Annotated in this window: 14 protein-coding genes; 4 read left to right on the forward strand and 10 right to left on the reverse strand. The window is 65.0% G+C overall.

Features of this window, described 5'->3' with window-relative positions; genetic code table 11:
- Nucleotides 1-114 precede the first annotated feature (114 nt).
- The 3 genes from panC to ACZBJS_RS00910 all read left to right on the forward strand — a co-directional run bounded on the left by panC (nt 115) and on the right by ACZBJS_RS00910 (nt 1,831).
- A complete protein-coding gene (panC, locus tag ACZBJS_RS00900) occupies nt 115-966 on the forward strand; it encodes a pantoate--beta-alanine ligase (RefSeq protein ID WP_076834533.1) in 852 nt (283 codons plus the stop codon).
- A 141-nt stretch (nt 967-1,107) separates the two neighbouring features.
- The gene (locus ACZBJS_RS00905) at nt 1,108-1,587 is read left to right on the forward strand and encodes a hypothetical protein (protein WP_316395060.1); all 480 of its coding nucleotides are present in this window, start codon (nt 1,108-1,110) and stop codon (nt 1,585-1,587) included.
- Nucleotides 1,577-1,831: a hypothetical protein gene (locus tag ACZBJS_RS00910; protein WP_463438263.1), complete on the forward strand. Its 255-nt coding sequence runs from the start codon at nt 1,577-1,579 to the stop codon at nt 1,829-1,831. Before ACZBJS_RS00905 ends, ACZBJS_RS00910 begins: the two co-directional genes overlap by 11 nt.
- Before the next feature lie 43 nt (nt 1,832-1,874).
- Here ACZBJS_RS00910 and ACZBJS_RS00915 read toward each other — a convergent pair whose 3' ends face one another.
- From ACZBJS_RS00915 to ACZBJS_RS00935, 5 genes are all read right to left on the reverse strand, one after another.
- A complete protein-coding gene (locus ACZBJS_RS00915; protein WP_028336418.1) occupies nt 1,875-2,315 on the reverse strand; it encodes a DUF1489 family protein in 441 nt (146 codons plus the stop codon).
- Between the two features lie 138 nt (nt 2,316-2,453).
- Nucleotides 2,454-3,401, reverse strand: coding sequence for a hypothetical protein (locus ACZBJS_RS00920; protein ID WP_253608330.1), 948 nt, complete (start codon nt 3,399-3,401; stop codon nt 2,454-2,456).
- A gap of 153 nt (nt 3,402-3,554) precedes the next feature.
- The gene (locus tag ACZBJS_RS00925; RefSeq protein WP_018272021.1) at nt 3,555-3,758 is read right to left on the reverse strand and encodes a hypothetical protein; all 204 of its coding nucleotides are present in this window, start codon (nt 3,756-3,758) and stop codon (nt 3,555-3,557) included.
- Nucleotides 3,759-3,976: 218 nt separating this feature from the next.
- Entirely contained in the window at nt 3,977-4,345 is a 369-nt protein-coding gene (locus ACZBJS_RS00930; protein WP_092078272.1) for a YidB family protein, read from the reverse strand.
- A 117-nt stretch (nt 4,346-4,462) separates the two neighbouring features.
- On the reverse strand, nt 4,463-5,116 hold the full coding sequence (locus tag ACZBJS_RS00935; RefSeq protein ID WP_463438264.1) for a glutathione S-transferase family protein: 654 nt from the start codon (nt 5,114-5,116) through the stop codon (nt 4,463-4,465).
- Nucleotides 5,117-5,235: 119 nt separating this feature from the next.
- Here ACZBJS_RS00935 and ACZBJS_RS00940 point away from each other — a divergent pair, with 119 nt between their 5' ends.
- The gene (locus ACZBJS_RS00940) at nt 5,236-5,913 is read left to right on the forward strand and encodes a DUF599 domain-containing protein (protein WP_028336422.1); all 678 of its coding nucleotides are present in this window, start codon (nt 5,236-5,238) and stop codon (nt 5,911-5,913) included.
- 193 nt (nt 5,914-6,106) lie between these two features.
- On the opposite strand, the gene ACZBJS_RS00945 is transcribed toward ACZBJS_RS00940, so the two are convergent.
- The 5 genes from ACZBJS_RS00945 to ACZBJS_RS00965 all read right to left on the reverse strand — a co-directional run bounded on the left by ACZBJS_RS00945 (nt 6,107) and on the right by ACZBJS_RS00965 (nt 12,525).
- A complete protein-coding gene (locus ACZBJS_RS00945) occupies nt 6,107-7,015 on the reverse strand; it encodes a hypothetical protein (RefSeq protein ID WP_316395066.1) in 909 nt (302 codons plus the stop codon).
- Nucleotides 7,016-7,220: 205 nt separating this feature from the next.
- Nucleotides 7,221-8,006 carry an aldo/keto reductase gene (locus ACZBJS_RS00950; protein WP_316395068.1) on the reverse strand — a complete coding sequence of 262 codons (786 nt, stop codon included), beginning with the start codon at nt 8,004-8,006 and terminating at the stop codon, nt 7,221-7,223.
- A 72-nt stretch (nt 8,007-8,078) separates the two neighbouring features.
- Entirely contained in the window at nt 8,079-9,410 is a 1,332-nt protein-coding gene (locus tag ACZBJS_RS00955; RefSeq protein WP_316395069.1) for a cytochrome-c peroxidase, read from the reverse strand.
- Between the two features lie 109 nt (nt 9,411-9,519).
- Nucleotides 9,520-11,166 carry a phospholipase C gene (locus tag ACZBJS_RS00960; RefSeq protein ID WP_256521415.1) on the reverse strand — a complete coding sequence of 549 codons (1,647 nt, stop codon included), beginning with the start codon at nt 11,164-11,166 and terminating at the stop codon, nt 9,520-9,522.
- Nucleotides 11,167-11,640: 474 nt separating this feature from the next.
- The gene (locus ACZBJS_RS00965) at nt 11,641-12,525 is read right to left on the reverse strand and encodes an alpha/beta fold hydrolase (RefSeq protein WP_076834551.1); all 885 of its coding nucleotides are present in this window, start codon (nt 12,523-12,525) and stop codon (nt 11,641-11,643) included.
- Between the last annotated feature and the right edge of the window lie 15 nt (nt 12,526-12,540).

The following is a 12,540-nucleotide window of genomic DNA, read 5'->3' on the forward strand; positions in this document are numbered from 1 at the left end:
ATCGGCCGGTTTGCCGATCGTGGTTCGGACTTGGTAAGCTGCGTGACCTGCCGAACGCCAACCCGCCCCGCCCAGATTCGTTCCCACCCGGATTGCCCCACGAGCCGAGACCAGATGCCGAGAAATCCCACCGTCGTCCGTACCGTCCCCGCCCTTCGTCGCGCCGTCGACACGCTGCGCGTCAAGAAGGCAACCGTCGCGCTGGTCCCAACCATGGGAGCGCTCCATGACGGCCATGTGTCGCTGGTGCGGCTCGCCAAGCGCCGCGCCAAGCGGGTCGTCGTCTCGATCTTCGTCAACCCGACCCAGTTCGCGCCGACCGAAGATTTCGGCTCCTATCCGCGCACCTGGAAAGCCGACGTCGCCAAGCTCGCCGCCGAGGGCGTCGACCTGATCTGGCATCCCGAGGTGAAGGCGATGTACCCGGACGGCTTCGCCACCAGGATCGTGCCGGAGGGGCCGGCCACCGCCGGGCTCGAGGATCGCTTCCGGCCGCATTTCTTCGGCGGCGTCGCCACCGTGGTCGGCAAGCTGTTCACCCAGGTCCGGCCCGACGTCGCGATCTTTGGCGAGAAGGACTTTCAGCAGCTCCGGGTCGTCACCCAGATGGCCGCGGACCTCGACCTCGGGGTCAAGGTGATCGGATCCAAAACGGTGCGCGAGCGCGACGGTCTCGCGATGTCGTCACGCAACGTCTACCTCTCGCCGGAGGAACGGCGCGCCGCCCCTGAGCTTCACCGGGTGATGAAGCAAACGGCCGGCCGCCTGCGCGCCGGCGAGGATACCGCGACCGCAATGGCTGACGGCGCCGCGGCGATCACCAGGGCCGGCTTCGTGCTCGATTATCTCGAAGTGCGCCACGCCGCCTCCCTGGCGCCGATCGGCTCGCCGAAGGACGGCCCGATGCGGATGCTGGTGGCGGCAAAGCTCGGCAGCACGCGCCTGATCGACAATATCGCGGTCTGAGACCGGACCGGAAAAGTGTGAAACGGTTCATGCGCAGAGAGGATGCGAGCCTGTAATGAGGGCTCGGCCTCATCTGTGCGGCCGGGTGCTTGCGCCACGCTCGCGACGCATGGATGATCGCGCCTTTCAAGGGCGATCGGAATGAACCATTACTTCAGGCAAGGCATTGTTCTTGGCATCGCGCTGCTGGCCGCGGCTGGGACGCAGGCACAGACCCGGCCGCCGGTCGGCGGCGTCAATTCGGCGCCCGGCGCCATGATCTTCTACGTCGCGCATGGTGCGCCTGATGCCTGCGGCCCCGGCTGCTCGAACTGGATCGCGGCCGAAGGCGCGGTGCAATGGGACACCTACAAGCGCCTGCTAGCGATCCTCGACCGGCAGAACGGACGCAAGCTGCCGGTGGTGATCAATGTCAAACCGGGCTCCGACCTCACCGTCGCTGCCAGCCTCGGTCGATGCGGCGGTGGCGGCAACCGAGGTCGAGGCATGCAACGGAAAACCCGAGGAGGAATGCTTTGCACTGAAGCGGCCTGGCGGCCCGCTGGATGCGAAGGAAAAGCTCTCCGGTGTGCCCTGCGAGCTTGCATGTGTATTGATGCTTGCGGGCGGCGTGCATCGTAACCTGCCGCCCGGCAACCGCGTCATCCTGACCGCAAGGATGCAGATCTACGACCGGCTCGCACCCAACGTCTCTGCCGAGCACCGCGAAAGCCTTACCACAATCTTCACCGATCAGTTCCGGAGATATCTCAGCGAGATGGGGATCGGCCATGAACTGTTCGACGTCACCGCCGACAGGGCGGGTAGCCGTTATGTCGAGGTCCCGGCCTCAGAATGGGCTCGGCTGCATCTCGTGACCCAGTGATCCCGGATCACTGCCGTTCGATTGCTCAGAGCAGCCCGATTGCTTACAGCAAGCCGAGGTCGCGCAACTCGCGGCGCATCGGCTCGGGCATCGATGCCACGCTGGCGGCGCTCGACTTGGTGAGATCGGCCGGCGCGGAGTCTGCGGTCAGGTAGCGCCAGCCCTGGAACGGCCGCATCGGCCGCGGCGAGACCGCGATCACCTTGGGCTGCATCACCAGCCGGCAGCGTCCGATGCCGTCCTTGTCGCGGAACGGCTCGATGGCGATGATCTTCTCGCGCGCGGCGATCTCGCCGCGGATCACCCAATAGAGCGAGCCGCCGGCAAGGATCTCCTCCTCGCGCTTCGGCGTCATCCGCGTGATGTGGACGTGACGGAGCGGCAGGCCCTTTTTCTTCGCGGTCGCCATCCGTTCGGCAACCCAGCCCTTGAGTTCCTTGACGGAGTCGCAACCGACGGCGAGCTTGATGAGATGAAGCGGCATGCGCCGGATGTAGCGGCCGGCGAGCGCTTTGAAAAGGGAGCGCTCTCCGCGGCGGTGGATATCGGGACTAGAGCGCCTTTCGAGCCAAACGAAGCCGGAACGGCGCAACGACGGCGGCTCAAGCCGCCGTCATCACGCTCATTGCTCGTTCGCAGCCGCCGGTGCGCTGGCGGCGGCAGGAGGCGACGCCGGCGCGGCCGGGGCCGGCGCGATCTGGACCGGGCGCTTCGCCGCCGGCGGACGCTTCGGGGCTGCGGCGGGCGGCGCGGCGGCGCGCGCGGCCGGCGCTGGTGCGGCGGCGGCCGGCTTTGCCGGCTCGGGCGTCATGATGCTGACCGGCGGCGTGTTCGCCGAACTCGGAAACTCCGCATTGGTCGGCTTGCCGGTGGGCAACGACTGCGGCAGCGCCGCGACCAAGCCGGAGGCAGCCGATGCCTGGGCGCCGGCCGGCGCGTTCCACGACCCTGCGTAGCGCGTGATCAGGTTCTCGTAGGTCCGCTCGTTCATGTTGGCGATGATCTGATGGTTGTCGCCGAGCGAGCGGAACGCGGGGCACGCGGTCGGCGTGCAGTGGTCGCGCGCCATCAGCGCATAGGCGACCAGGCCATAGCGGTCATGCTCGATGGCGCGGCGCAGCGCCTGCAACTCGGTGGTCGAATTGCGCTCGGCAGTCGCGAGGTCGCCGAGCGCAGTCAGGCGCGAGACCTGCGCCGCCGCGTAGCTGACCGCCGCTGCCGCCGTATCCGATGAACCGAACAGCACCTTCTCGCAGGCGTTGAGAACGGCGTCTCCGGCGAGGTCGTCGACGCAGGCCAGCGCCGGCACCGTCTGGCTGGCCAGTTGCGCCGTCCGTGTCTCGGCCGGCGCCGCCTGCCCGCCCGGGCCGAAGCCACGGATCGTCGCGGCGACCGCAACCGCGATCGACAGCAGCGTGATCACGGTCAGCGCGCCGTTGGCGACGGATTTTTCCGCACGCAGCAGCGTGACCAGAACGACGATCCCAAAGAACCCCGCGGCGGCCAGCGTCAGCCACATCGGGAAGGTCGGTGAGCGCCAGATCTGATCCAGCGAGGAAGCCCAGTTCATGCGCGATGTCCCTCAACGCAGCGTAAGCACAATCGGCGACGGCGAACGCCGCCACCCCGACGTCCAACCTTCAGCACAATGGGTCTGCGAACAGGGCCTTTTGACGGCGGCGGCGCGGAACCCGCTCCAGCCGCCGGCTTGCGCGCAACTCCTTCAGGACAGCGCGAGCTGACTCTCCTTGGCCACCCGTTCGAAGGCTTCGGTCGAGCTCTTGATGCGATATTGGCAATCGTCACCGTCGGTCGGCAGCAGACGGATCACTTGATAGGTGCCGCTCGCGGCGGGGCGCGCCACGTTGCTGGCCGTGAAATAGACGGTCTCGCCAATCGAGTACTTATGCTTCAACGCCCTCTCCATTTTCTTAGAGATTGCTGGCTGAGCTGACAGTCCCGATAGCTCAGGCCGGCATTTTGAGAACCCTGCGGCAAGCTAGCACATCGCACCTCCCCAAATCCAGCAAGATTGGGGCATAGCGAAGGTGCGATTTTTGCAGGTTTTTCAGGGCGATAGGCAGCAATTTGCGTGCCAGCCGGAAATTGCCCGCCGAGCCCGGTTGGAACCCTGATTCCACCGGCTCAAGCGGTCTGCGGCAGCTTGCCGCCCGGGCTCGCGCCGTCGACCGCAGCCGGAAGTTGCTGGGCGAGCACCTTGGACAGCTGGTCCACCGGAATGTTGAACCTGGCGGCGAGCTGCTTGACCGTGTCGCTGCCGAGCACCTGCTGGAGCTGCTCAGCGGTGATCGGCAGGTTCTGACCGGTACCGATCCAGGATTTGACCTGCTCGCCGAGCCCGGCCTGCTCGAGCTTGGCGACGATCGCGGACAAGCCGCCCTGCCCGCCATTGCCCAGGACCTCGCCGAGCACGACGGGGATCACCGCCGCGCCAAGCTGGCCAAGCATGCCTTTCAGCTCCGGCGAATTCTCCAGGGAATCGAGAATGCCCATGGTCTAAGTCCTTTCACGACTTGCAAAACCAGCCTTCCCGGATTCGACGCCTTCGGCCCCGCGGCGTCAAGCCGCGATCTTTGCGACCGCTGTCACAATTCGGAAGCGCAGCAACCGTCAGACATCCTCGAATCGGGCGATCCGCAGCGTCTCGGCAACGCCGTCGCGGGTCCATTCCTGGAATGCCGGAAGCTGCATCATGGCATCGACATAGTGCTGCGCCTCGGCCTTCACCGGGATCGCGTAGGTGCGGAAGCGATGCACCACGGGCGCGTACATCGCATCGGCGGCGGAGAATGCGCCGAACAGGAACGGACCCTGCTTGCTGTAGCGCGCATGGCACTCGGCCCAGATATCCTGGATCCGCGCCACGTTGGCGCGCGCATCATCCGACAGCGCGACGGCGCGGATCGGCCGGTGCAGGTTCATGCCGCATTCGTTGCGCAGCGGCATGAAGCCGGAATGCATCTCCGCTGAGATCGCGCGGGCATGCGCGCGCGCGGCACGATCCGCAGGCCAGAGCTTCGCCTCGGGAAATCTCTCGGCGAGATATTCGATGATCGCCAGCGAGTCCCACACCGTGACGTCGCCATCGATCAGCGTCGGCACCTTGCCGGCCTTGCTGAAAGAGAGGATGCGGTCCTTGTCGGCCTGGTCCGTGTAGAGCGGAATGAAGACCTCTTCGAACGGGATGTTGTTGGCGCGCAACGCCAGCCAGGGCCGCATCGACCATGACGAATAGTTCTTGTTGCCGATGACGAGCTTGAGCATGTCCGGGAATCCTGTTGCCTCGGTAGTTTGCCATAGTGCATTGCGCGCGTTCAACCTGTACATGACGCGGATGCGGCCCGGCGCGGACAGTCAGCCGCGCGCTCACGAAGGAAGGCAACATGACCGGCTATTGGACCGACATCCTGGCCGTCGGCTTCTTTGCGCTGGAATGGCTGGTCTATACCATCACGCTGGAGCACACCGCGTATGGGCGCGACAGCCTATCGGCGCGGATGCATGTCTATCGCGAGATCTGGGTGCGGAATCTGCTCAACCGCGACGCACGGATGGTCGACATGCAGATCATGGCCAGCTTGCAGAACGGCACCGCGTTCTTTGCCTCCACCAGTCTGATCGCGATCGGCGGCGGGCTGGCGCTGTTGCGCGCCACCAATGACGCGCTCGCCGTGCTCGGCGCGCTGCCAGTCAACCTCACGCCCTCGCCCGCTTTGTGGGAGGTCAAGTGCATCGGGCTGATCCTGATCTTCATCTACACCTTCTTCAAATTCGCTTGGGCCTATCGCCTGTTCAACTATGTGGCGATCCTGTTCGGCGCGATGCCGCCGGCCGACCAGCGCGACACGCCGGAGGCCGAGGCCCATGTGATCCGCACCACGCGGCTGTTCGAGACCGCAGGCCGGCACTTTAACCGCGGCCAGCGCGCGTTTTTCTTCGCGCTCGGCTATCTCGGCTGGTTCGTCAGCCCCTGGGTGCTGTTCGTCACGACAGCCGCGGTCGTGATCGTGATCTGGCGCCGGCAGTTCGCCTCGAATGCCTGGCAGGCGATGGGAAGCTGACGCGACGGTCGAGGCCGTGCTGCGCTCCCTCTCCCCGTTCTTACGGGGAGAGGGTTGGGGTGAGGGGCTGTTTCCGCATCGACGGAGAGAGACGCGTTCGCGGAGACTCCCCCTCACCCGGATTGCATCTGGCGATGCAATCCGGCCTCTCCCCGCACGCGGGGCGAGGCCGAGTGCGCCGCTCGTCCCTGGTCTACGACGCGAAATCGCGCGGGCTGAAATCGAGGTCGAGCACCTTCCATTCGCCATAGCGATCCCGCGGCAGCATCGCATAGGGCTGGCAGGCCTGCAGCGCATCGGTCGCGCTCTTCAGCAACAGCGGCCCCTTTTCCGAGGCGGTGGCTTCGATCAGCAAGGGTGACGCGGCGAGCTTGCCGTCAGGCTTCATGAACACCCTGAGCTTGATCTTCACGTCGTCGCCCGCACTCAGCGTCGGCGGGAGCTTCAGGCAGGTCTTCAGGTGACGGCGGAATTCGGCAACCACGCTCGAGCCGACATCGGCCTGCTCGGTGGCGGCCGCGTCGAAATTGTCCTTGCCGGGTCCGGGGCCGGACGGCGCGCTGGCTGGCGGTTTCACGGAGATATCGGGCGGCAGGCCGAGCATGACGTTGTATTTTACCGAAAGATCAGGCTCGGGCTGCGCATAGGCAGGCGGCGACGCTGCCGCCTGTTGCTGCGCCGCTGGCTGGGGCATCGGTGGCGTTTGCTGTGCCGGCGTGGGCGGCGGCTCGGCCGCGGCACGTTGCGGTGCCGGGCTGGGCTTGGGCGCCGGCGGCGTCGCCTGCTTCTCCGGCGGCTGCGGCGCGGCCTGCTGCTTCTGCGGCGCGGGCGCCTGCGCCGATGGTTCGGGCTTGGCCGAATCCACCGTCTTGTCGAGCGACGGCAACCGCAACTCGGGCGTCGGCGAAGGGCTCGGTGCCGGCTCGGGCTTGGTCTCGACCTCGGACTTGGCGACCTCCTGCGGCGTCACGATCTCGACCGGCACCGTGTCAGCGGCGACGGGATCGAATTGATGGACCTCCGAATAAAGGAAAATCAGCGCGAGCAGCATCAGGTGCACGAACACCGACGCCATCAGATCCGCGTTTGGCCGAAACTTCATCCCACTCGATCACATCAGTGACGTCTCTCCCCGCCGGGCTACAATACCGGCCGGAACCCGCCTGCCTCAATCCCCATTCGGTCCAAAGCCGCAATCGGCCAGCGGGGCATTAGCATGATCCGGATCAGGACCCAGCCATTTTTCCAAAACTTGATGCTTTCCAAGACTTGATGCTCAGGCAAAGACCCCATGCGTCGCGGGCCCATCATCGCGCGTCAGCGCTCCCGATCGCCGAGATCTCGCGCATGTCGTCAACCGACAGCTCGAAATCGAAGATGTCGATGTTCTCCTGAAGGCGCTCGAGCTTCGAGGTGCGCGGGATCGCGGAGACATTCTGCTGCACCAGCCAGCGCAGGCTGACCTGGGCCGCGGTCTTGCGATAGCGGTCGCCGATCCGCGCGAGCGCGCGGTCGCCCTTGACCCGTCCCTTCGCGATCGGGCTGTAGGCAACGAACGCCATGCCGTGGCGTCGACAGGCCTCGATCACATCGGCCTGGTCGAGATAAGGATGGTACTCGACCTGGTCGCAGGCGAGCGGTTCGGGACATGCCGCCACCGCCTCCTTGATCAGCGCCACTTTGAAGTTGGAGACGCCGATATGCCGCGCCAGGCCCGCCTGCCTGACCCGCGCCAGCGCGCCGAGCGTCTCGGCAAGCGGCACCTGTGCATTGGGCCAGTGCAGCAGCAACAGATCGACCTCGGTCAGGCGCAGCCGCGCCAGGCTCTCCTTCGCCGACCGCTCGAGATCCTTGGCCATGAAATGCGTGGTCCAGACCTTGGTGGTGACGAACACGTCGTCGCGCTTGATGCCGGAGGCACGCAGCCCCTCGCCGACTTCGCGCTCATTGTCATAGATCTGGGCGGTGTCGATGTGGCGATAGCCGAGCCGCAACGCCTGCTCGACGATGCGTGCGCAGGTCCGCCCGCGCAGCTCCCATGTGCCGAGCCCGATTGCCGGGATTCTGGCACCGTTGCCTTCGACGACATTCATGCGCCCATTATGCGCGCATGACGAAGCCCTGCCAACTCGCGGTTCGGTTCCGCGATGGAACGTCGCGACGTCTCACCGCTCCGGCTGGTAGCCGTCGGTTAGCGTCTTCAGGAAGGCGATAATGTCGGCCTCGTCCTGCGCCGTCATCGCCGGCGTGTCGCCGAGATGGCGCTCGAACGGCGGATCGCTGACGTCGACATTGCCGTGATATTTTTCCGGCAGGTCATCGTACTTGCGCACCGTGCCGTCGGCGCCGCGCGGAAAGACCTTCTCCGGATTGGTATCGCGGAAGTTATAGAAGTCGAGCACCTGCTCGAGGCTGATGAAGACGCCGTTGTGAAAGAACACGCGACGCGTTGCCGCGTTGCGCAAGGTCGGCGTCAGAAACATCCCGCAATATTGCGTCTGCTCGGCAATGTCGGTGCGGTAGGGACCGCAGACCCCGAGATCGAAATGGTCGGGATCGCGGTTGCCGGCGAGCGCGGCGTTGCGCGGCGCACCGAGCGCCTCATATTGGTGATCGGTGAACAGCGGCGGCAGACCGTCCCGGGTGGGCTGCGACGTATGGCAGCCGCCGCAATTGGCCTTGTCCGGATCGTTGAACAATTGCAGGCCGCGCAATTCGCTCTCGTTCAATCGCGCCCTGCCCTCCAGCCAGTAGTCGAACTTGCTGGTGTAGGGATGGAAGCTCGGCTCCTCAACCTGATAGCGCGCGACGGCAAACATCGCCTCCGCGACCAGCAGCCGCGAATTGTCGAAGACACCGGCGCCGAACAGCTCGGCGAAGCGCGGCGCGTAGCTCGCCTGGCGCAGCTTCTGCGCCACGATTTCGGTGCTGCCGCCGTCCATCTCGTTGGGATCAAGCAGCGGGAAGATCGCCTGGTCCTGCAGCGTATCGGCGCGGCCGTCCCAGAACAGTCCGCCCTGCGGCACGATGTTGACCGCCGACGCGGCAGTCCCGGTCGCGACCTTCTTGGCGCGCGGAGCCTGCTGGCCGAGCGCGGCCAGTTGCGCGAAGTCGACGACATTGTCGTCTTCGTCCTTTTCCGGCCCGATGCTGAAATTCGGCTGCCGCTCGAGATAGGTCAGGCCCGGCACGGCGCGTGTCCCTTGCCGGGATTGCGCGGGCCCGCCGAGCATCACCGGCCCATCATTGGGTGGCCCGTAAGCGTGGTCCGGACTGTGACAGGACGCGCATGACAATGCGCCCGACGAGGACAGCGACGCGTCGAAAAAAATCTTCTGGCCGAGCTGCGCCATGGCGGACAGCGGAGCAACAGGCGGACGCCTGAGCTGCACCGGGTTCGGATTGGTCCCCGGAAGTCCCTGCGTCTCGACGGCCGCAACGGCGCCGGCCATGCACAGCAGGCAGGCGCCGAGAAGCCACAAGGTGCGGCCATTCATATCAGATCCAGTGTCGTTAAGCGTTTTCGCGCGAACTGTAGACCAGTTCGCGCGAGCAGAACGCGTCAGGGCAGAGCTTCGGTTCTGATTGGATCAGAACCGAAGGGCGTTAGTGGTGATGGTGATCGTCCGGCGCGCTGACGATGACGGTGCCGGCGGTCGGATCGAGAAACAGCGTGTCCTGCCGGTACTCGTGGTCCTGGCCGTGGCCGCGCTCGAAGTCGAACATGTCGGCGATCGATTCGACGTTGTCGTCGAACGAGCCGCCGCCGAGACGCTGGCCGTGCAGCCAGTTGTCCTCGATGAAGCGAACGACGGAGGCCTGCGAGATGCGGGTGTGGCTGACGTAATTCCGCTTGGCGAAGGGCGAGATCACCAGGAACGGGACACGCGTACCGGGACCGCAGCGGCCGTTTACCGGCTGGCCGTTGAGGCCGTTCGGCGGCGTCTGCCTGCCGATACCGCGACCGCACTGGCCGGGACCGTTGACCTGGTCGGCGGTGGGATCATACGAGGCGCTGATCGGTGCAAGGTACTGGTGGTCGTACCAGCCGTCGGAGTCGTCATAGGTGATGATGACGGCGGTCTCGCCCCACTCCTTCTGCTTCTGCAGGAAGTTGATCAGCTCGACATTGCCGGCCTGCTCATCGAGCGGATCGGAGTTGCCGGGATGACCGTCCTGATAGGCCGGCATCTTGATGTAGGAGACGGCCGGGAAGTTGCCGGCCTTCACCGAAGCATAGAAGTCCTCGAGATCGTAGGCGTGATTGGCCGGATCGAGCGTCTTGCTGCCGGGCACATAGGTGTGTCCGACCGCATTCACCGAGCTCGGCCGCGCATGGCTCGGGTTGGCGGTCGACTTGTAATACTGGAACCAGGCGTGGTGCGGGATGTAGTCCACGACGGTGCCGTTGACGTTGCTCGAGAACGTGCTGCGGCCGCAGTTGGTGGTGCCGTTGCTGTTCTTGAGCGTCAGGTCGAAGCCGCCCATGAAGCTGCCCCAGCTAATCTGCTCGGCATTGAGCAGGTCGCCGATGTTCTTGCTGGTCATCAGGACCTGGCTGGTCGTGCTAGAGCAGGCATCGTAGGCAGGGTCGGTATCACCGATCAGCGTCAGGCCGCCCTGGCCGTCGGCGATCGAAGATGACGAGCCGACGATGTTCTGCGCGCCGTTGGTCTGGCCGGAGATCACCTCGAGCGCGCCGGGCGTCGACGGACCAAAGGTGTCGGTCCAGCTGTTGTCGCTCATCGCGAAGTTCTGGGCATAATTCCAGAACGCGGTGACGGTGTTGCCGTCGAAATAGCCCATCACCTGCCCGTTGGTGCCGAACGCGCCGACGCCGCCGGCGGTGCCGCGACCGGTGAATTTCGGAAACAGGTCTTCCTTGCCGTTGTCGACTGCCTGCTGCTCGGGCGTGTAGGCGTGGTTCTGCGACTTGGTGTTGGCCTGGGTGCGGTCGAGGCGGAACGGATTGGTTGCGCCGGTGCCGTTGGCCGGATTGGTGTTCGGGTTATTGGTCAACAGATTGGCGCTGGCGAGATTGTTGACCTTCGGCGTATGCGGCTTCGCCGTGAACGGAATCGAGCCGGTCGGGTTGGTCGCAACCGGGTAGGTTGCGAAGTAGTGATCGAACGAGCGGTTCTCGTTGAAGATGACGACGAGATGCTTGATCGGCGTTTGGGTGTGGATGTCGTGCGGATGATGATCGTGGCCGTTATTGCCCTTGTTGTCGTCCTGAGCGGCGGCGCTGCACATCACCGCAGCGGCAGCAACCAGACAGACTCCGACCGTCGAAAGAAATTTGGCTTTCACCGTAGTGCCCCTTTTTATTTTTAAGGATTTATGACGTCGACCTGCGACAAGTTATCCACCACCGATGACAGCGCTGTGTCGGTCGAATGAATGCGACGAACGATGATGCGCGCTCATGTCCGCATCGGTTGCAGATATCGGGGGACCAATCTTTGCGCGCATGACAGACGCCCTCCTCTTCCGTCTCACGCGATCGGCTATCTGTGGACGCGGTTTCGGTCACAAGACATGGAATTGAACGGATCGCGTTGGAGATGACTGCAGCAGCCAGCAATCATGCGAACAGGTTGTGCACCGCCGGCTGTCGCGGCTTGCTCACGCCCGAAAAAAATCCGCGCCTTCCGGGGATGTGTCCCGAAAAGCGCGGATGCTTGGTCTGGTGGCGGATGAAGGCCGCGATTCAACTCGGCGTGAAGCCTACCCCTTCATTCCCGTGATCGAAGCACTGACCGCGCGCGGATCGCGCTGCGGCCAGCGGCCGCTCTCGACCTGCGCCAGGAATTCGCCGACGATCCGGTTGTATTCGTCGGGCTCCTCGATGTTGATGGCGTGGCCGCAGTTCGGCATCACCGCGAGCGCGGCAGACGGGATGCTCTGCTTCATCAGGATGCCCGGCAGCAGGCAAGGCCAATCCTCGTCGCCGGTGATGATCAGCGTCGGCACCTTGATCCGCTTCATCTCGTCGACCAGCGTGTAGAGCGAAGGGCGCTCCTTCTGTATGCCCTGCTGGGTGTTGGCCGATCCCACCGCCGAATGCTCGGCCAGCATGGCCTTGAACTCGGCATGGCCGCGCGGGTCCTTGTTCTCGTACTGCACGCGGGTCGGCCCGTAGGCGTAGCGCTCGGCGAAGGTCGGCATGCCCTCCTTGCGGATCATGCCCGCGATCACGTCGGCCTCGGCGCGAAACGTCTCGCGCTTATCGAGCTCGGCGCCGTAGCCGCAGCCACCGATGCATAGCGACAGCGCCCGATCAGGGTGACGTAATCCGAAATGCAGCGTCGCAAAGCCGCCCATCGACAGACCGACGATATGCGCCTTCGGCGCGCCGATATGATCGAGCACCGCCAGGATATCGTCGGCGGCGCGCGCCTGCGAATAGGACGAGACCTGCTCCGGCACATCCGACGGCGGAAAGCCGCGCGCATTGTAGGCGATGGTCCGGAAGCGCTTGCCGAAGTGCCGCATCTGCGGCTCGTAGCTGCGCAAGTCGCCGGCGAACTCGTGAACCAGGATCACCGGATGCCCCGATCCGGTCTCCTCGAAATAGAGCCGCACTCCGTCGTCTGTCACAGCATAGGGCATGTTGATCTCCTGCCT

The sequence above is a fragment of the Bradyrhizobium sp. KZN70725 genome (assembly GCF_055264925.1).